Annotated in this window: 16 protein-coding genes; 6 read left to right on the top strand and 10 right to left on the bottom strand. The window is 72.4% G+C overall.

Features of this window, described 5'->3' with window-relative positions; genetic code table 11:
* Positions 1–74: 74 nt before the first annotated feature.
* From IDM40_RS11925 to IDM40_RS11915, 3 genes are all read right to left on the bottom strand, one after another.
* Positions 75–701, bottom strand: a complete 627-nt coding sequence (locus tag IDM40_RS11925) for a TetR/AcrR family transcriptional regulator (protein WP_193122041.1) — start codon at positions 699–701, stop codon at positions 75–77.
* A gap of 166 nt (positions 702–867) precedes the next feature.
* Positions 868–1,734, bottom strand: coding sequence for a hydroxymethylglutaryl-CoA lyase (locus IDM40_RS11920; RefSeq protein ID WP_193122040.1), 867 nt, complete (start codon positions 1,732–1,734; stop codon positions 868–870).
* Position 1,735: 1 nt separating this feature from the next.
* Complete coding sequence (locus tag IDM40_RS11915; protein ID WP_193122039.1) at positions 1,736–2,956, bottom strand: CaiB/BaiF CoA transferase family protein; 1,221 nt, start codon at positions 2,954–2,956, stop codon at positions 1,736–1,738.
* A gap of 332 nt (positions 2,957–3,288) precedes the next feature.
* Between IDM40_RS11915 and IDM40_RS11910 the strand changes: the two genes are divergently transcribed.
* Both IDM40_RS11910 and IDM40_RS28635 read left to right on the top strand, forming a co-directional pair.
* Positions 3,289–4,671, top strand: a complete 1,383-nt coding sequence (locus tag IDM40_RS11910) for a 2-hydroxycarboxylate transporter family protein (protein WP_193122038.1) — start codon at positions 3,289–3,291, stop codon at positions 4,669–4,671.
* A 71-nt stretch (positions 4,672–4,742) separates the two neighbouring features.
* On the top strand, positions 4,743–5,414 hold the full coding sequence (locus IDM40_RS28635) for an IclR family transcriptional regulator (RefSeq protein ID WP_216630692.1): 672 nt from the start codon (positions 4,743–4,745) through the stop codon (positions 5,412–5,414).
* Between the two features lie 18 nt (positions 5,415–5,432).
* Here the strand turns inward: IDM40_RS28635 and ddaH are convergent, their stop codons facing one another.
* On the bottom strand, positions 5,433–6,266 hold the full coding sequence (ddaH, locus tag IDM40_RS11900; protein WP_193122037.1) for a dimethylargininase: 834 nt from the start codon (positions 6,264–6,266) through the stop codon (positions 5,433–5,435).
* A gap of 174 nt (positions 6,267–6,440) precedes the next feature.
* On the opposite strand from ddaH, the gene IDM40_RS11895 reads away from it, so the two are divergent.
* Together IDM40_RS11895 and IDM40_RS11890 are read left to right on the top strand one after the other, a co-directional pair.
* Positions 6,441–7,538, top strand: a complete 1,098-nt coding sequence (locus IDM40_RS11895) for an alcohol dehydrogenase catalytic domain-containing protein (protein WP_193122036.1) — start codon at positions 6,441–6,443, stop codon at positions 7,536–7,538.
* A 164-nt stretch (positions 7,539–7,702) separates the two neighbouring features.
* Complete coding sequence (locus tag IDM40_RS11890) at positions 7,703–9,367, top strand: FAD-binding dehydrogenase (protein WP_193122035.1); 1,665 nt, start codon at positions 7,703–7,705, stop codon at positions 9,365–9,367.
* 41 nt (positions 9,368–9,408) lie between these two features.
* Here IDM40_RS11890 and IDM40_RS11885 read toward each other — a convergent pair whose 3' ends face one another.
* The 6 genes from IDM40_RS11885 to IDM40_RS11860 are packed head-to-tail and all read right to left on the bottom strand — an operon-like array spanning position 9,409 to position 17,377.
* Positions 9,409–10,071 (bottom strand): TetR/AcrR family transcriptional regulator, encoded by a 663-nt coding sequence (locus IDM40_RS11885; protein ID WP_193122034.1) that lies wholly within the window; start codon positions 10,069–10,071, stop codon positions 9,409–9,411.
* The gene (locus IDM40_RS11880) at positions 10,068–12,065 is read right to left on the bottom strand and encodes a CocE/NonD family hydrolase (protein ID WP_193122033.1); all 1,998 of its coding nucleotides are present in this window, start codon (positions 12,063–12,065) and stop codon (positions 10,068–10,070) included. Before IDM40_RS11880 ends, IDM40_RS11885 begins: the two co-directional genes overlap by 4 nt.
* Before the next feature lie 56 nt (positions 12,066–12,121).
* Positions 12,122–13,927, bottom strand: coding sequence for a dipeptide ABC transporter ATP-binding protein (locus tag IDM40_RS11875; protein ID WP_193122032.1), 1,806 nt, complete (start codon positions 13,925–13,927; stop codon positions 12,122–12,124).
* The gene (locus tag IDM40_RS11870; RefSeq protein WP_193122031.1) at positions 13,924–14,823 is read right to left on the bottom strand and encodes an ABC transporter permease; all 900 of its coding nucleotides are present in this window, start codon (positions 14,821–14,823) and stop codon (positions 13,924–13,926) included. Before IDM40_RS11870 ends, IDM40_RS11875 begins: the two co-directional genes overlap by 4 nt.
* Positions 14,820–15,779 carry an ABC transporter permease gene (locus IDM40_RS11865; protein WP_193122030.1) on the bottom strand — a complete coding sequence of 320 codons (960 nt, stop codon included), beginning with the start codon at positions 15,777–15,779 and terminating at the stop codon, positions 14,820–14,822. The genes IDM40_RS11870 and IDM40_RS11865 overlap by 4 nt, the downstream gene beginning before the upstream one ends.
* Complete coding sequence (locus IDM40_RS11860; RefSeq protein ID WP_193122029.1) at positions 15,779–17,377, bottom strand: ABC transporter substrate-binding protein; 1,599 nt, start codon at positions 17,375–17,377, stop codon at positions 15,779–15,781. Before IDM40_RS11860 ends, IDM40_RS11865 begins: the two co-directional genes overlap by 1 nt.
* Positions 17,378–17,588: 211 nt before the next feature.
* Between IDM40_RS11860 and IDM40_RS28945 the strand changes: the two genes are divergently transcribed.
* Positions 17,589–17,834: a helix-turn-helix domain-containing protein gene (locus IDM40_RS28945; RefSeq protein WP_235997558.1), complete on the top strand. Its 246-nt coding sequence runs from the start codon at positions 17,589–17,591 to the stop codon at positions 17,832–17,834.
* Positions 17,818–18,384, top strand: a complete 567-nt coding sequence (locus IDM40_RS11850) for an SDR family oxidoreductase (protein WP_235997533.1) — start codon at positions 17,818–17,820, stop codon at positions 18,382–18,384. The genes IDM40_RS28945 and IDM40_RS11850 overlap by 17 nt, the downstream gene beginning before the upstream one ends.
* Positions 18,385–18,395: the final 11 nt, after the last annotated feature.

The following is an 18,395-nucleotide window of genomic DNA, read 5'->3' as shown; positions in this document are numbered from 1 at the left end:
CCCGTGTTTCGGAAGCGAATCGGACGAACTGCGCACGATTCGTTCGCGTGGGGGACGAACGGGCCTGGGCGGCTTCAGGGCGCCGCGGGCTCACCGGCCGGGACCGGGGCCAGGCTCGACCAGGTCAGCGCGGTGACGTGGCCGGCCATGGTGTGCGGGGTCTCCTCGGGATGGTCCAGGAGCCAGTCCGCGAAGGCGTCGGCGGTGCTGACGGCCACGCGTGCCAGGAGTTCGGCCTCGCGCCGGGCGGGGGCCGACGCGGCGGTGCAGGTGGAGATGAGGTCGGCGACCTCCGCGGTGACCCGGTCCCGGGTGCGGGCGATCTCGCCGGCGAAGGGCTCGCCCTGGCCCGCGGCGCGGCGGTAGAGCACCGTCCAGCTGTCGCGGTTGTGGGTGACGAAGGTGAAGAAGGCGAGCATGCCGCGGTGGAGCGGGTCCTCACCGCCGGGGGCACGGGGGTCGTGCACGGCGGCACGCAGGTGCTCGATGAGGCGTTCGGCCTCGCGACGCACGCAGGCGGTGAAGATGCCTTCCTTGGAACCCAGGTGGTGGTAGACGGTCGGTTTGGAGGTCCCGGCCGCCCGGGCGATCTCGTCCACGCGGACGTTGTGGTAGTCGCCCCGGGAGAAGACGGAGACGGCGGCGTCGATCATCTGCTGGCGGCGGACGCCGCGGGGTGGTCGGCGATGTTTGGTCCTCACCCTCCGAGACCCTATGGGACGGGCACTGTTTTTCCAGGGACTCTCGTCACTGTCGGGGACCGCGTGCACGGGCACGCGTACACGCACGTGCGTGACCAGTGGCGACGGCGCCGCGGGCCCGGCATGGTCTTGCACACACCGGGCCCGGCGGCCGTGCGGGCCCCGCTCACCGGGGGCAGGCGGGTGCGGCGGCGATCACCTCCCGGACCAGTGAGGCCGCGCGGGAAAGGTGTTCGACGTCGATCCCGGTCCGCACGCCGCGTGCGTGAAGGTGGGCGACGAGGCCCTCGGTGGCGAGGTTGCCGTGTGCGCCGGGCGCGAAGGGACAACCGCCGTATCCCCCCAGGGCGCTGTCGAAGCGTGTGACACCGAGGGCGAGCGCGCGGTCGACGGTACGCAAGGCCTGGCCGTGGGCGTCGTGCAGGTGCAGGGCGAGTTCGGTGGCGGGCAGCACGGCGCGGACCGCCTCGAGGGACTCCGTGACGTGTTCGGGGGTGGCGGTGCCCAGTGTGTCGGCCAGGTTGATGCGCTCCACACCGAGGTCGGCACAGCTACGGGCGATGCCCTGCAGGCGTTCGGGCGGGACCGGGCCGTCGAAGGGGCAGACGAAGGCGGTGGCCACCCCGGCGGTGAAGGTGATGGAGGGGTGGGCCGCGGCGAGGCCCTCGAACCCGGCCAGAGCGGCGGCGGTGTCGCGGCCGGCGTTGGCGCGGCTGTGACCCTGGCCGGCCGAGACGACCAGGGTGACCTCCTGCAACCCGGATCGGATCGCCCTGCGGGCCCCGCGTGCGTTGAGGGCGATGCCGCTGTGGCGGACGCCGGGCGTCGTCGGCAGGGCGGCCACGAGCTCCTCCGCCCCGGCCATCTGGGGCACTCGGGCGGGGTCGACGAAGGAGGCGGCCTCGATGCAGGGCACGCCGGCCTCGGCCAGGGCCCGGGCGACGGCCACGCGGTCGGGCACGGGGACGACGACCGGTTCGTCCTGCAGCCCGTCCCTGAGCACGACGTCGGTGAGGGTGACGGCGGCGGCCATGTCAGATCACCCCCCGTCCGCGCAGCTCCTCGATGCGTGCGTCGGGGTATCCCAGCAGTCCGGAGAGCACCTCCTCGGTGTGCTCCCCGAGGTCCGGGCCGAGCCATCGCACGGAACCGGGCGATCCGGGCAGGGCGGGCACCACCCCGGGGAAGCGGACCTGCTCGGGTGCGCCGTCGACCTCGACGTCGAAGGGCAGCAGCATGCCGCGGTCCCGGTAGTGCTCGTCCTCGGTGATGGAGCGGGCATCGTGGAGGGGGCCGGCGGGGACCCCGGCCCCGCTGAGGAGGTCGACGGCTTCCGGGGCGGTGTGCCGCGCGGCCCAGGCGGCGACCGCGCGGTCGATCTCCTCCTCGTGCCGGTCGCGGTGGTCGGCGTCGGCCAGGTCCGGATCCTCGGCCAGGTCGGGCCGGTCCACCAGGTGCATGAGGCGGCGGAAGACCCCGCTGGAGTTCCCGGCGATCATCACCGAGCGCCCGTCGCCCGTGGGATAGCTGCCGCCGGGCACGAAGCCGGGCAGGTTGCCCGCGGTGCGCTGTCTGACGACCCCGTAGGCGTCGTACTCGGGGACCAAGGACTCCATGGCCATGAAGACCGATTCGTACAGCGCGACGTCGACGACCCGGCTCCCGTGGTGCTCGCGGCCGCGTTCCCTGGCCAGCAGGAGCATCAGGGCCCCCACGGCGCCGTAAAGCCCCGCGAGGGTGTCCCCGACGGGGGCGACGGGGCGCACCGGTTCGCGGTCGGGGTGGCCGGTGACCTGGCGCAGGCCGGCGACCGCCTCGGCGACGCCGCCGAACCCGGTGCGGTCCCTGTGGGGGCCGGTCTGCCCGTAGCCGGAGATGCGGACCAGCACGAGGTCCGGGTTGGCGCCGTTGAGTTCGTCGGGGCCCAGGCCCCAGCGTTCGAGGGTGCCGGGTCGGAAGTTCTCCACCACCACGTCGCAGGTGCGCGCCAGGTCGAGGGCGACCTCGCGTCCCTCGTCGGTCCTGAGGTCGAGGGTGATGGTGTGTTTGTTGCGTGCGATGGTCCGGAACATCATCGAGGTCCCGCCGCGGTGACGCCGCCATCCGCGCATCTCGTCGCCGGTTCCGGGGCGTTCGACCTTGACGACCTGCGCCCCGAAGTCCGCGAGGAGGCGGGTCGCGAACGGGGCCGCGACGAAACTGCCGAGTTCGAGGACTCGGATCCCGGTGAGTGGGGCCCGATCGTTGGTGTCCATCCAGGTTCGTCCCTTCGGTGCACACCCATGACTCTCATATTTTGAGAGCACATGATCATTTTGCGAGAAGATGTACGCCGGATCGTAGGTCGCACCCGGCGTCGCAACAAGGGGTGCACGACGCCCGAACCGACCCACCCGGTCGGGACCGAATCGATCCCCGCACCACCTCTTGCGCAGCACCCAGGGGCGCTCTAGGATCACGCAGCATTACTTTCTCGTTAATCAAGCATTAATTCTCAATATTTGAAATGACCGGCCCGGAGTGCACCGGCCGCCCCAGCCCCCGACGGCTTCGACGCGTTCGCACCCACCCCCTTCCAAGGACGGCCATGGTTACCTCGAAGTCAGACCACGACCCGAACGCCCCCTCAGGTGAACCACGCCCGGGTCCGGGCGCCGGTCCACGCCCGCCCCGCCGGTCTACGACCATCGCCGGGCTGCCCGTCGGCTACTTCCTCGCGGCCTCGGCGATCGTCGCCGCCGCGGCCGCGACCGAACGCCTCCCCGACCTGCTGATCACCGGTTTCGCCGTCACGATGCTCGTCGGCGGCCTGCTCACCTGGGTGGGCGGCCTGGTGCCCGTCGTGCGCGACTTCGGCCTGGCCACGATCCTGTGCTTGTTCGCGCCGGCGGTGCTGGGCTTCACCGGAGTGGTCCCGGAACCCCTGACGGCGCTGATCACCGACTTCGTCGACGGGGTCGGTTTCCTCGACTTCTTCGTGGTAGCGGTCATCTCCGGGAGCATCCTGGGCATGCCCCGCACGGTGCTGTTGAAGGCCGGGCCGCGTTTCGTGCTCCCCCTGGTCGCGTGCATCTCCGCAACCCTCGTGGTGACCGGGGCGATCGGACAGGCCGTCGGGTTCGGGTTCCGGGAGGCCGTGTTCTACGTCGCAGGACCGACCATGGGCGGCGGTCTCGGGCTCGGGGCGATCCCCATGTCGGAGATGTACGCCTCGGAGTTCGGCGGCGGCTCGGGCGACTACATGCCGACGCTGATGTCGGCCGTGCTCCTGGCCAACGCACTGTGCATCCTCATCGCCGGGTTCTACAACGGCCTGGGCAAGCGCCGCCAGCTCTTCGTCGGTTTCGACGGACGCGGGCAGCTGCTCAGGTTCAAGGAGAACGAGCGGCTGCCGATCCCGCGCGCGACGACCGAGGGGACGTTCACGGCCTTCGCCCAGGGCCTGCTCATCGCCTGCGTGCTGTTCACGGCGGGCAGCGCTCTGAGCGGACTGCTGCCGGTCGTGCACGCCTACGCCTGGACGATCGTGCTCGCCGCGGTGATCAAGATCTTCGGCCTCCTCCCGCAGCACCTGGAGGAGGCCTCGTCGTCGTGGAGCGACTTCGTGGCCTCGGTCTGGCTGCCCGGGCTGCTGGTCGGGGTCAGTTTCGCCTACGTGGACATCGGCGAGGTGCTGGCCGCGGTCAAGGACCCCAGGCTGGCACTGCTCATCCTCAGCGCGGTGCTGCTGTCCGCACTCACCGCGGGCGCCGTCGGGTGGCTGGTGCGGATGAACTTCGTGGAGGCCTCCATCACGCCGGGCCTGGCCATGGCCGACAGCGGCGGGAGCGGAGACGTGGCCGTGCTCAGCGCGGCCGAACGCATGCACCTCATGCCCTTCGCTCAGCTGAGCACCCGTATCGGAGGTATGTTCACGCTGCTGGTGATCTCACTTCTGGTGTCCGTGATGCCGGCGGCCACGCCGCCCTGAGCGGACGGACCCGCGTGGGAGCGCCGAACGGACCGACCGCCGGATCATCAGACCGGGAGAGGGTGGCAGCTGTGGCTCACGTGACCGGGGTGGGTGTGCTCGACCGGGTCATGACCATCCTCGACACCGTCGAACACACCCCGATGGGGGCGAGCGCGCTCGCTCGGCACCTGGGTCTGTCGGTACCCACCACCCACCGCCTGGTGGCGGCGATGGTCTCGCACGGCCTGCTGCGGCGTGACGCCCGCGGGCTCCACCACCCGGGGCAGCGGCTGCTGTCGTCGGGCATCGCCTCGGCCGCCGCCCCGGTGCTCGAGGAGCTGCGTGCGCAGACGGACGAGAGCGCCCAGCTCTGGGTGCGCCGCGGCGACCACCGGCTGTGCCTGCTCAGCGTGGAGTCCCACGCAGAACTGCGCGCCGCGCTCCCGGCGGGGACCCTCCTGCCGCTGACCGATCTGGGTTCGGCGGCTCGGGTCCTGAGCGGAGCGTGCGGCCCGCCGGAAAGGGCCGACGGGGGCCGCACTTGGGCGGAGAGCATCTCCGAGCGGACCCCGGGCCTGGGTTCGGTGAGTGCACCGGTGGTGGTGCAGGGGGAGACCGTGGCGGCGGTGTGTGTCTCGGCCCCGCTGGCGCGCGTGCACGCAGAGAGCATCGGCGCTCAGGTCGGCGGCGCGGTCGTCGCGGCCGCTGAACGTGTGGAGCGGGCCGTTCTGCCGCACCTGTGGGGCGGCTCGTCGGCCTGAGCGCCGGGGTGCGCGGGGTCAGCGCGGTGCGGGGCGTAGCTCGAGCGTGCAGCACTTGGCGCCGCCGCCGGCCTTGCGGAGTTCGTCCAGGTGCACGGGGTGGACGGTGTGCCCGCGCTCGCGCAGGCGTTCGGCCAGGTCGGTGGCTTCGGCGGCCATGACGACGTCCTCGCCGGTGCACACCGAGTTCAGCCCCAGGGTGGCGGCGTCGCGTTCGGTGGCCAGGAGGGCGTCGGGGAAGAGGGCCTCGAGCACACGCAGGCTGCCGCGGGAGAAGGCGCCGGGGTAATAGGCCACGTTGTCGCCGGGCAGGGCGAACAGTGCGGTGTCCAGGTGGTAGAAGCGCGGGTCGACCAGTTGCAGGGTGACCACCGGGCGGCCGAGGAAGCGCTCGGCCTCCTGGTGGGCGGCGGCGTCGGTGCGGAACCCGGTGGCGCCCAGGACGAGGTGTTCGAGGGTGATGAAGTCGCCCTCCCCCTCGTTGACGTGCTTGGGGTCGAGGGTCTCGGTGTACCCGGACTTGCGGAACCAGTCGAGGTAGGCGGGTCCCTCTGGGGTGCGTTCGGCGCTGGCGAAGCGGGCTCCGTAGACCCGGCCGTCCACGACCAGGCCCCCGTTGGCCGCGAAGACCATGTCGGGCAGGCCCTCGATGGGGTCGATCTCGCTGACCCGGTGGCCCAGCTCCCGGTACAGGTCGCGCAGTCGGCGCCACTGGCCCAGGGCACGTTCGCGGTCCACTCCCACCGAGGGGTCCATCCAGGGGTTGATGGCGTACTCGACCGCGAAGTGGACGGGCGGGCACATGAGGAAGTGGCGTGGGTGTCGTGCCTGGCCGGCACCTGTTCGGACCATGGGACCTCCAGTCGGCTCCGTTGCCTCCTGCTCGTGAACGAAGAAGGTATACCCGGGGCAGAGCCGCATGAAGACCACATCGTGGACACGTCCCGCGTGACCGGCACCCGGGGACTTGACCGACTGGTCGGTATTGTTACAGTCGCGGCAGTCCGCGATTGGAGGCTCCCCCCGATGCCCACCACCGTCAAGGCCGCCGTTTTCGACGGTCAGAACGCCGACCCGCGCATCAGCGAGATCGTCCTTCCCGACCCCGGGCCCGGCCAGGTGCGTGTGCGCCTGGCGGCCGCGGGGGTGTGCCACTCCGACCTGTCGCTCTCCGACGGGACCCTGCCCCAACAGAAGTGGCCGGCCGTCCTGGGCCACGAGGGCGCCGGGACCGTCGAGGCCGTCGGCGAGGGCGTGCAGGGCCTCTCCCCCGGCCAGCGTGTGGTCCTGAACTGGGAGCCGGCCTGCCGCGAGTGCTGGCACTGCCGTCAGGACGAACCCCACCTGTGCGAGCACGCCCTGGACGGTGCGGCCCGCCCCTACGCCGAGCTCCCCGACGGCACCGCGCTGCACCCCGGGCTCAACATCGGCGCCTTCGCCGAGGCGACCGTGGTCCCCGCCAACGCCGTGGTTCCCCTGCCCGACGGGGTCGACCCGGCCGTGGCCGCCGTGCTGGGGTGCGCGGTCCTGACCGGGTGGGGCGCGGTCAACAACTCCGCCCAGGTGCGCCCGGGCCAGTCCGCGGCCGTGCTGGGGCTGGGCGGCGTGGGCCTGTCGGTGCTGCAGTCGGCCCGCCTGGCCGGCGCCGACCCGCTCGTGGCCGTGGACGTGTCCGCCGACAAGGAGGAGCTCGCGCGGTCGCTGGGCGCCACCGACTTCGTGCTCGCCGACGACGGGCTGACCAAGAACGTGCGCGGGCTGACCGAGGGGCGCGGGGTCGACCACGCCTTCGAGGTCGTGGGCTCGGCCAAGGTCGTGCGTTCGGCCTGGAACGCGACCCGGCGCGGGGGCACCGTCACCGTCGTGGGGGTGGGCAGTGTCCAGGACGAGGTCTCCTTCAACGCGCTGGAACTCTTCCACCAGGCGCGGACCCTGCGCGGGTGCGTCTACGGCTCCAGCGACCCCGAGCGCGACATCCCCGCGGTCGCCGAGCTGGTGCGTTCGGGCGAGCTGCGCCTGAACACGATGATCACCGACGAGATCGACCTGGAGGGCCTGCCCGGGGCCTTCGAACGCATGCGCCGCGGCCAGGGCGGGCGTTCGCTCGTGCGTTTCGGCGCCTGAGCCCGCGCCCGGGCCCTGTCCCCGCCCGGGCGCGCATCACACTCCGGTCACCGATGCCCGCCGCGGCACACCGGCCCCTTGTGGCCGCGGCCCGGCGGGCGCCACAGTCGATGCAGGCGCGCCCACCCGGCCCGGGGCACGGGTCGAAAGACGAAGGGAAGCGGATGAGCGAGGGAGCAGAGCGGGCCGACGCGATCGTCGTGGGCGCCGGTCTGGCCGGGTTGGCGGCCACGGCCGAGCTGGCCGAGGCGGGTAAGCGTGTCCTGCTGGTCGAGCAGGAACCGGAGCAGTCTTTGGGCGGGCAGGCGCACTGGTCGCTGGGAGGGCTGTTCCTGGTGGACTCGCCCGAGCAGCGGCGGATGGGCGTGCGCGACTCCGCGGAGCTGGCCCTGCAGGACTGGATGGGCACGGCCGGGTTCGACCGGCCCGAGGACGCCTGGCCCCGCAAGTGGGCCGAGGCCTACGTCGACTTCGCGTCCGGGGAGAAGTACACCTGGCTGAAGAAGATGGGGATGGCCTTCTTCCCCGTGGTGGGGTGGGCCGAGCGCGGCGGGCACCTGGCCGGTGGGCACGGGAACTCGGTGCCGCGGTTCCACATCACGTGGGGCACGGGGCCGGGTGTGGTGGCCCCGTTCGAGCGCCGGGTGCGTGCGGCCGCCGACCGGGGGCTGGTGGAGTTCCGGTTCCGCCACCGGGTCGACGAGATGGTGGTCGAGGGCGGAACGGTGACAGGGGTGCGCGGCACGGTCCTGGCGCCCAGCGACATCGAGCGCGGTCAGGCCAGCAACCGGGACACCGCCGGTGGGTTCGAGCTGTCGGCACAGGCGGTGGTGGTCACCTCCGGCGGTATCGGCGGCAACATCGACCTGGTGCGCAGCAACTGGCCCGAGCGGTTGGGCGAGCCCCCGAAGCACATGTTGTCCGGGGTGCCCGAGCACGTGGACGGGCGGATGCTGGGCATCGCGGAGAAGAGCGGTGCGCAGATCATCAACCGCGACCGGATGTGGCACTACACCGAGGGCATCACCAACTGGGACCCGATCTGGAAGCGCCACGGGATCCGGATCCTGCCGGGGCCGTCGTCGCTGTGGTTGGACGCCACGGGCCGACGCCTGCCCGCACCGAACTTCCCCGGGTTCGACACCCTGAGCACCCTCGAGCACATCATGGGCAGCGGCCACGAGTACACGTGGTTCGTGCTCTCCCAGAAGATCATCGAGAAGGAGTTCGGGCTGTCGGGCTCGGAGCAGAACCCCGACATCACCGGCAAGGACCTGAAGCTGGTGCTGCAGCGGGTGCTGCCGGGCGCGCCGGGCCCGGTCGAGGCCTTCAAGCAGCACGGGGTGGACTTCGCGGTGGCCGACCGCCTCCCGGCGCTGATCCGGAAGATGCAGGAGATCGCCGGCGACGGGGTCCTGGACGCCGACACGGTCACCCGCGAGGTGGTGGCGCGCGACCGGGAGATGGTCAACGACTTCACCAAGGACCTGCAGGTGATGTCGATCCACAACGCGCGTTCCTACCGGGGCGACCGGTTGGGCCGGGTGGCCACCCCGCACCAGGTCCTGGACCCGAAGGCGGGCCCGCTCATCGCGGTGCGTCTGCACCTGCTCACACGCAAGACGCTGGGCGGGTTGCACACCGACCTGGACGCGCGGGTGCTGCGTTCGGACGGCAGCCCGCTGCCGGGTGTGTACGCCGCGGGCGAGGCCGCCGGGTTCGGCGGCGGCGGGGTGCACGGTTACCGCGCCCTGGAGGGCACGTTCCTGGGCGGGTGCATGTTCTCCGGCCGCACGGCCGGTCGCGCCGCGGCCGCCGCGCTCGGCTGAACGGCGGGGGCCGGCCCCTCGGGACCGGCCCCCGGGGACCTTCAGGGTGTGCTTGCCAGCCCCAGTTCGGAGGCCAGGAAACGGCGCAGGTGGGCGCGGGCCCGGTCGATGCTCAGGGGCGGGGCGCCGCGCAGGCGCCTCAGGGCCAGGCCGTCGACCAGGGCGCTGAACCGGACGGTGGTCTCGGCGACGTCGTCGCAGAGGAACTCCCCGCTGCTGCGGCCGCGCTCGACGAGTTCGGCGATGCGGTCCGACCAGTCCTCGTAGCGGCGGCGCTGGAGGGTGTCGGGTGCGCGTACGGCGTCGGCGGCCCAACTCTCGAACCACAGGCGCCAGTGCTGGTCGGTCTCGGTGTTGAACACACCGGTGACGAGCACGTCGAGCCCTTCGACCGCCGAGGGGGCCGAGAGCATCCGCTCCCCCAGGGGCCGGTAGTAGGCGTCGATCTCGATGGAGACGGCCTCGCCGATGATCTCGCCGATCCCGCCGAAGTGGTAGGTGACGGTCCCGACCGAGACCCCGGCGGCACGGGCGATGTCGCGCAGGCCCACCCCGCTCACGCCGTGTTCGAGGACGAGGGGGACGGCGGCCTCCAGGATGAGGCGGCGCCGCACCTCGGTGGGCTGGCGGGTGCGCCGGTCGGGCGAGACGGCCCTGCGGCGGGGGCCGTCGGCGCGGGCGGTGCCCTGGTCGGCGGCGCTCACCCCGCGGTCCTGGGGATGCGGCGCTCCCAGGTGCGGTCCGCCACGACCTCGCCGCCGGTGAGGGCCTCGACCCGGCTGTGCACGTGGAAGTGGTCGGCGGTGGCGCTGAGCTCGCTCGAGGTGCGCACCAGGACGTCCCATCCCTCTCGTTCCATGCTGATCTGCCATTCGGATCGTGCCACAGCCGACAACGGGTCGTCGACCCGGATCCGGTAGTGCTCGCGGGCCTTCTCGGTGTAGACGAGCCCGTCGGGGTAGGTGCGCGATCCCCCGTAGTTGGGGTCGACGTCCAGGAGCCACTCACCGGTGCCCACGTCGTGGCTGACGCGGCGTTCGGGCCGGGCCTCGGCGGTCCCCCGCACGATCGGGAGCGGGGGTGCCTGCTCGGGGGCGTCGAAGACCACGGGGTCGCGGTCCCGGTCGGCGCCCTCGGGCAGTTCGGGCAGCAACAGGGTGCTCCGGTCGGGCCACACCGTCAGAGCCGTGTCGTCGGGCTGCGGCCAGACCCAGGGCCAGTAGGCGGTGGAGAGGGCCACCCGGATGCGGTGGCCGGCCGGGAAGGCGTACCCGGTCCCGGTGAGCTCGACCTCGACGTCCTCGGGGGTGCCCGGTTCCCAGGGCACGGACCGGTCCCTGCCGTGGCGGCTGCTGAGGTTCATCACGCCACGGGTGACCAGGGTGGAGCTCCCGTCGGGGGCGACGTCGCACACGCGGACCACGACGGTGCCTCGGGGGTGGTCGGCGTCCATGCGCAGGCGCACGCGGGCGCGGCCGAGGATCTCCGTGCGCCGTTCGAGCACGGGCCCGTCGAAGCAGGTGGAGCGCCCGTCCTCCTCCCGCTGGTCGGGGGGCAGGTCGGTGGCGTTGCCGTAGGGGAAGAACCGTCCGGCGTCCACCCCTGTGTGCTGGGGGCTGTGCACGGTGACCGGCCCTTGTTCACCCAGGGGTGTGCCGGTCCACTCCGTCCGGGGCGAGGGCCAGGCGTCGTCGGAGGTCCAGCGCCCGGGCCGCTCGGTGTAGGCGGTGGCGGGGGCGACGGGTTCCTGCACGTAGGAGCGCAGGCGCGGGGTGTCCATGGCGCCGTTGTCGGCGTCCTTGAGCCAGTGGTCCCACCAGCGCAGGGTCTCCTGGAGGAAGCCGATGTGCGGGCCGGGCGGCAGGTCGATGTCGGGGTACTGGTGCGCCCAGGGGCCGAGGATCCCGCGCACCGGCCCGGGCAGGTGCTCGACCAGGCGCAGCACGGTGTCCCGGTAGGGGTCGGCCCAGCCGCCGACGGCCAGCACCGCGGCGTCCAGGTCCGTGTAGTCCTCGCACACACTGCCGTGGCGCCAGTAGTCGTCGCGTTCCTGGTGTGCGAGCCAGGTGTGCATGAACGGTTCGAGGGAGTCGAGTCGGTCTCGCCACATCGGCAGCCAGTCCGGCCCGACCACGGTGGGGTCCGGCGGGCGTGCGGTGAAGGCGAGCATGGTCCCCGACCAGCCGGCCATGTCGATGCCCAGGACGGAGCCGCCGATGTAGTGGACGTCGTTGTCGTAGCGGTCGTCGGCGGAGCAGACGGTGACGATCGCCTCGAGGGGTTCGGGGCGCCGCGCGGCGATCTGCAGCGAGTTGAACCCGCCCCAGGAGATCCCGAACATGCCCACGCGGCCGGTGCACCAGGTCTGGGCGGCCAGCCAGTGCACGACCTCGATCCCGTCCTGGATCTCCTGTTCGGTGTACTCGTCGAGCATGACCCCTTCGGAGTTGCCCGACCCCCGCAGGTCCACGCGCACCGACGCGTAGCCGTGCCCGGCGTAGTAGGGGTGGCGTTGGGCGTCGCGGGGCGCGGTCCAGTCGCCCTTGCGGTAGGGCAGGTACTCCAGGAGCGCCGGGACGGGCCGGGCCTCGGCGTCGGCCGGTGCCCAGATGCGCGCGTGCAGACGGGTGCCGTCGCTCATCGGGATCCAGGTCTCGTGCACCTCGACGTCTCTGTCGAAGTGTTCTCTGTGGCGCATGGCCCCCCGTTCGTGGTGTGTGCTGTCGGTGCCGGTGTGTGTCGGTGCTGCGGTGTTCAGGTGTCCCGGGCCGTCTCGGGCCCGGTCTCCCACCGGCGGATGCGGTGGCCCCCGCCCAGGTCGTGCCATACGGGGTCGTCTCCGGTGTCCGAAGGCGGGTCCGGTGGCCGCTGCGACCGGGCGGGTCCGTGGCCGCCGGTGTCGGAGGGGTCGGAGGGGTCGAGGACCGCGTCGATGAGGCTCCGTGTGTAGGGGTGGTTGGGTCCGGAGAAGACCGCCTCCACCGGGCCCTCCTCCACGACACGGCCGTGGCGCAGGACGGCGACCCGGTCGGCGATGCCGCGGACCACCGCCAGGTCGTGGCTGATGAAAACGAAGGCCAGGTCCCGCTCCTCGCGCAGCCGTTCGAGCAGGGCCAGTACCGAGGCCTGCACCGACACGTCCAGGGCGGTGGTGACCTCGTCGGCCACGACCACCTGGGGGTCCCCCGCCAGGGCGCGGGCGATCCCGACCCGCTGGCGTTGGCCGCCGGAGAGCTGTCCGGGCAACCGTCCGGACAGGTCGGGGTCCAGGGCGACGTCGGACAGCAGGGTGCGGGCGTCCCGGTCGGCGTCGCGGCGGGAGCGGCCCCCGAAGAAGCGCAGCGGGCGGCGGACCGCCTCCCGGACGATGCGGCGCGGGTTGAGGGAGGTGTCGGCGTTCTGGAAGACCAGCTGGACACGGCGGCGCACGTCGAGGGGGCGCCGCCGTGCGGTGGCGGCCAGGTCCCCCTCGGTACCGCCGTGCAGCAGCATGTGTCCGCCCGAGGGGGCGTGGAGCCCGGCCAGGGACCAGGCCAGGGTCGACTTGCCGCTGCCCGATTCTCCGACCAGGGCCAGGACCTCGCCGCGGCGCAGGCGGAGGGTGACACCGTCGACGGCGCGGGTGGATCCGTGGTCGACGGTCACGTCCCGCAGGGAGACCGCGTCGGGCGCGTCCTCGGGCACCGGTGTGCGGGGGCGCACGGTGCGGGTTCCGTCCTGGTCGACCTCGGCGAGCCCGCGGTCCTCCAGGCGCGGCACGGAGGCGAGCAGGAGCCGAGTGTAGGGGTGCTCGGGGGCGGTCAGGACCTGCTGGGCGCGGCCCTGTTCCACCACGGCTCCGTCGCGCATGACGAGGACCTCGTCGGCCATGCGTGAGACCACGCCCAGGTCGTGGCTGACCAGGATCGAGGTCAGGCCGAGTTCGCGGCTCAGGCCGGCCACCAGGTCCAGGATGCGCGCCTGGGTGACCACGTCCAGGGCGGTGGTGGGCTCGTCCAGGACCAGGACGCGGGGGCGTGCGGCCAGGGCCATGGCGATCGCGACGCGTTGCTGCTGTCCGCCGGAGAGCTGGTGGGGGTGGCGGCGCAGCAGGCGCTCGGGGTCGGGCAGCCCCACCTTCTCGGCCAGGGTGAGGACCTGTGCGCGGCGTTCGCGGCGCGGCAGGCGCTGGGGCAGCAGGGACTCCTCGATCTGCGCGCCCACCCGCATGGAGGGGGTGAGGGAGTGGCCCGCGTTCTGCCCGACCAGGGCCACGTCGTGGGCGCGCAACCGGCGCACACCGGCCCGGTCGAGGCCGAAGAGGTCCTGCCCGGCGAGTTCGACCCGGCCGGAGGTGATCCGGGAGCCGTGGCGCAGGTGGGCGAGGAGGGTGGCGGCGACGGTGGACTTGCCGCTGCCGGACTCGCCGACCACGGCCAGCGTGCGTCCGGTCTCGACCTCGAAGGAGACCCCGCGCACGACGGGGACGTCGTGGCCCTCGGAGGTGTAGGCCACCGACAGGTTCTCGACCCTCACCAGCGGGTCGGTGCTCCCGGTGTTGTCGTTGCTCTCGGTGTTCACGAGGCCTCCTCGGTTCGGTCCACGTTCCAGAGCCGGGACAGGCCGTCGGCCGAGAGGTTCAGGCCCACGACGAGCGTGGCCAGGGCGATGATCGGGGCGAGGGTCGCCCAGGGCAGGACCACCATGGCGGTGCGGTTCTCCGAGATCATGAGGCCCCAGTCGGGGGTGGGCGGATCGGCGCCGAAGCCCAGGAACGACAGTGAGCTGATGAGCAGGACCACCCACGAGGCGCGCATGGCGAACTCGACGGCGACCACGTGCACGATGTTGGGCAGGACCTCGCGCAGCAGGATCGGCAGCGTGCGTTCACCGCGGGCCCGTGCGGCGGTGACGTAGTCGAGCGGGACCACCCCGAGGGCGGCTGCACGGACCACACGCACGACCTGGGGTGTGTAGACCAGGGTGACGGCGAGGACGATGACGGCCGGTCCGGCGCCGAGCACGGTGACGACCACCAGGAGCGCCAGGATCGGCGGGATGGCCAGGACCGCGTCCAGGACACGCATGAGCGCCCCGTCGAGGCGGCCGCCCTTGAGAGCGGTCGCGCACCCCAGGACGGTCCCCAGCGCGACGGCGCAGGTGGTGGCGGCGAAGGACACGGTCAGGGCGTACTGGCCGCCGTACACGACGCGGGTCAGGACGTCGCGTCCGAGGGCGTCGGTGCCGAGCCAGTGCTCGCCGCTCGGGCCCAGCAGGGCCTCGTCGGGCGCGTTGGCCGTGGGTGAGGCCGAGGTCAGCAGTGGGGCGAGCGCCGCCACGGCCAGGTGGAGCACGACCAGGCCCAGGCCCACGCAGGCCGTGCGTGAGCGCAGCAGGGTTCGCACGGTCCGGCCCACGGGGTGTTGCGCGCGGGCCCGGCTCGGGGTGGAGGGGTTGCCGCGTTCGAGCTCGCTCATCGCCGGCTCCCCCCACCGGTGCGCAGGCGCGGGTTGAGCGCCATGGCCCCCAGGTCGGCGGCCAGGTTGCACAGCACGTAGACCAGCGCACTGATCACGGCGATGGCCTGCAGGACGGGCAGGTCGCGGTTGTGTACGGATTCCAGCATGAGCTGACCGATCCCGGGGTAGTTGAAGACGTTCTCGACCACCGCGACGCCGCCGACGAGCCAGGCCACGTTCATGGCGATGACGTTGAGCGTGGGCAGCAGTGCGCTGGGCAGTGCGTGGCGCACCACCACACGCGGGGTGCTGATCCCCTTGAGGCGCGCGGTGGTGACGAACTCGCCGGCCATGACGTCGATGACGCTCGTCCTGGTCATACGCACGATGTAGGCGGTCATGACCACGGACAGGGCGATGGTGGGCAGGACCACCGCCGGCAGCAGGTCGGCCACGGGCGCGGTGGCCTCGTCGAGCACCACGGCGGGGAGCACGGGCACGGTGATGGACAGCAGCAGCACCAGCAGCGTGGCCATGACGAACTCCGGGACGCTCATGCCGATGAGCGTGAGCGTGGAGATGATCGTGTCGGGCCAGCGGTCGCGGTACAGGCCCGCCACCACGCCGAGCACGACGGAGGCGGTCACGGCGACCGCGACGGTGGACACGGCGATGAGCATGGTGTTGCGCAGGTGCGGCCAGAGCGTGTCGGCGACGGGTTCACCGGAGACCGGTGAGAGGCCGAAGTCGCCGCGCGCGGCGCCGGCGATCCATTCGAGGAAACGCACCACGGCGGGGCGGTTGAGGTCCATCTGGTCCCTGAGCGCGGCCACCGCCTCGGGGGTGGCGTCCTGGCCCAGGACCTGGGTGGCCACGTCCCCGGGCAGCAGTTGCACGGCGGCGAAGACCAGCACCGCGGACAGCAGGACGGTCAGGACCGCCGACGCCAGGCGCCGGCAGGTGTAGAGGAGCATCAGGGCCTCAATCCGATGTTGAGGTAGTCGAACTCGAACCCGGACTCGCGGTAGTTGAGGACCTCTCGGGAGAGCCCGACCAGGCGGTCCGCGAACATGGGTGTCATCGCGCCCCCTTCCTCCACGACCAGGCGTTGGGCCTCCTGGTAGAGGCGGCGGCGCCGGTCCTCGTCCGCGGTGCCCCGCGCCGAGTCCAGCAGGTCGTCGAAGTCGGGGTCGGACCAGGCGGTCTCGTTGTAGGAGGAACCGGTCCGGAAGATCTGGTTGAGCAGCTGGTCCGCGGGGCGTCCGGTGTACCAGTAGGTGGCCATGAGGGGCTGCTGCATCCAGACCTGGGTGTAGTAGGAGTCGGCGGAGGCGTTGCGCACGCGCACGTCGATGCCGGCGTCGGCGACGGAGTCGCGGTAGGCCAGGGCCATGGGGGTGAAGACGGGGTCGTAGGTGGAGGTGTACAGGTCCACCTGCAGTCCGTCGTGGCCGGCCTCGGAGAGCAGGGCGCGGGCCCGGTCCGGGTCGCGTTCGAGGGTGTGGTCGGTCCAGTAAGGGGTGTCGGGCGGTACGGGGTTGTCCTCACCGACGACGCCGGTGCCCTGGAGCGCGACCTCGAGGAGGTGCACGGGGTCGTAGGCGAGCTTCATCGCCCGGCGCACCCGGCTGTCGGTGAAGGGCTCGGCGGTGGTGAGCATGGGCAGCACGTACCACTGGGCGTTGACCGACCGGGCGATGGTGGCGTTGCCGGAGGCGGCCACCACACGCGCCGTGGCGAAGTCGAGGTTGGTCTGGGAGAGCAGGTCGACCTGGCCGGCGAGCAGGGCGTTGGTGCGTGCCTGGATGTCGGTCATCGCGAACATCTCGATGGCGTCGAGCACGGGCCGGCCCTCCCAGTGCCCGTCGTACGCGACGACGCGGCCCCTGCCTCCCGGGGAGAAGTCCTCCAGGCGGAAGGGGCCGGTGCCGATCCCGGTCTCGCCGATGCTGTCGCCGCTGCCGTCGGGGACCACGTAGCAGTGGTAGTTGCTCAGCAGGGCGGGGAACTCGAAGTTGGGGGCGTCGAGTTCAACCCGGAGCACACCCGGCTCGGGGGTGTGCACCCCCTCGGGTGAGAGCAGGGGGGACAGCACCGTGGCCTGGGGCGAGGCGAGGTCGGGGTCGAGGATGCGGCGCAGGGTGTAGGCGGCGTCGGCGGAGGTGAACCGGGTGCCGTCGTGGAACTCGACCCCGTCGCGGAGCCGGAAGGTCCAGGTGGAGCCCTCGTCGTCGGGCTCCCACTCGGTGGCCAGGTCGGGCACGGCCTCACCGTCCTCGTCCATGCGCACGAGGCGGTTGTAGAGCGCGCCGAGGTACTCGTAGGCCGACAGGGAGTCGGCGGGGTCCAGTGTCTCGGCCTGGGACGCGGGCGGGCGGGCGATGCGCAGGACTCCCCCGTCGGCGGGTGTGCCGGTGGCGGCCCCTTCGGGGATCGAAGGCGCTGCCTCGGCCCCCGTGCGCGAGCAACCGGCCGCCAGGGTGGCCGCGCCCACGGCTGCGGCCCCGCCCAGCAGCGCGGTCCTGCGCCGGATCCGTGGCGGGATCCTCTCCTCACCCGGTGAACGCGGCATGTCTTCCTCTCCAACGGGGTCGTCCGACGGTGGGACACAGACAATCGTTCAGTGAACGATTGATGTGACGTGTGAACGATAAAGGGTGGGGAGCAACCTTTCAACCTGCGGACCCGTCCTGACCGTGCCGCCGGCCGCGGTACTTAACATTGCTTAACGCTTCGGCGCTCGCCTAGCGTCGGCCCTTCCGAACAGGACTCGAGGAGGGACCGTGCACCACAGCGCAGCGCCGTTGCGGTCGGCGTGTTCGGCGGCGGCCGTGGCACGCGCGGCCGGTGTTTCCACGGCCACGGTCTCCTACGTGATGAACGGCAGGCCCGGGGTGTCGCCGGGGCTGCGCCGCCGGATCCTCACGCTGGCCAAGGAGATGGGCCACCGCCCGCGGGCCGGGGCCGATCTGCCCAGTCGGCGACCTCGACGAGGACCAGGTCGCCGCGCTCATGCGCTCGGCCGGTGAGGAGCTCGGCGGGCTGGACGTGCTGGTCAACAACGCCGGGGTCGCGGGGCCCACGGGCCCGGTCGGCGAACTCGACGGGCAGGCGTGGCGCGCCACCTTCGACGTCAACATCCACGGCCAGTTCTACGCGGTCAAACACGCCCTGCCCCTGTTGCGCCGCTCCGAACACGCGTCGGTGGTCAACATGTCCTCGGCCGCGGGCCGGCTCGGGATGGCCGGCAGGAGCGCGTACTCGGCCTCCAAGTGGGCCGTGGTGGGCCTGACCCGGACCCTGGCCTCCGAGCTCGGTCCGGAAGGGATCCGGGTGAACGCGATCTGCCCCGGCGCGGTGGACGGCCCCCGGATCCGGCGGGTGATCGCCGACAAGGCCCGCATGCTCGACCGCCCGGTCGAGGAGGTCGAGACGCTCTACACCGGCCAGGCCTCGCTCGGGCGGCTGGTGACCGCCGACGACGTGGCGGCCACCGCGCTCCTCCTGGCCGGCCCGGGCGCGGCGATGGTCTCCGGACAGGCCCTCGCCGTGGACGGCAACACCGAGAAGCTCTACTAGGACGGTTCCCT

It is taken from the genome of Nocardiopsis coralli (genome assembly GCF_014892575.1).
Taxonomy (GTDB): domain Bacteria; phylum Actinomycetota; class Actinomycetes; order Streptosporangiales; family Streptosporangiaceae; genus Nocardiopsis; species Nocardiopsis coralli.
Note: the sequence above shows the minus strand (reverse complement) of the source record. Positions and strands in the feature narration are given on the sequence as shown.

Bases quoted from the DNA above. Each gene is read 5' to 3' on its own strand.
- IDM40_RS11920 (WP_193122040.1), bottom strand. From the start codon at position 1,734: ATGGCCGCCGCCGTCACCCTCACCGACGTCGTGCTCAGGGACGGGCTG.
- IDM40_RS11915 (WP_193122039.1), bottom strand. From the start codon at position 2,956: ATGGACACCAACGATCGGGCCCCACTCACCGGGATCCGAGTCCTCGAA.
- IDM40_RS11910 (WP_193122038.1), top strand. From the start codon at position 3,289: ATGGTTACCTCGAAGTCAGACCACGACCCGAACGCCCCCTCAGGTGAA.
- ddaH (WP_193122037.1), bottom strand. From the start codon at position 6,266: ATGGTCCGAACAGGTGCCGGCCAGGCACGACACCCACGCCACTTCCTC.
- IDM40_RS11895 (WP_193122036.1), top strand. From the start codon at position 6,441: ATGCCCACCACCGTCAAGGCCGCCGTTTTCGACGGTCAGAACGCCGAC.
- IDM40_RS11890 (WP_193122035.1), top strand. From the start codon at position 7,703: ATGAGCGAGGGAGCAGAGCGGGCCGACGCGATCGTCGTGGGCGCCGGT.
- IDM40_RS11880 (WP_193122033.1), bottom strand. From the start codon at position 12,065: ATGCGCCACAGAGAACACTTCGACAGAGACGTCGAGGTGCACGAGACC.
- IDM40_RS11870 (WP_193122031.1), bottom strand. From the start codon at position 14,823: ATGAGCGAGCTCGAACGCGGCAACCCCTCCACCCCGAGCCGGGCCCGC.
- IDM40_RS11865 (WP_193122030.1), bottom strand. From the start codon at position 15,779: ATGCTCCTCTACACCTGCCGGCGCCTGGCGTCGGCGGTCCTGACCGTC.
- IDM40_RS11860 (WP_193122029.1), bottom strand. From the start codon at position 17,377: ATGCCGCGTTCACCGGGTGAGGAGAGGATCCCGCCACGGATCCGGCGC.
- IDM40_RS11850 (WP_235997533.1), top strand. From the start codon at position 17,818: ATGCGCTCGGCCGGTGAGGAGCTCGGCGGGCTGGACGTGCTGGTCAAC.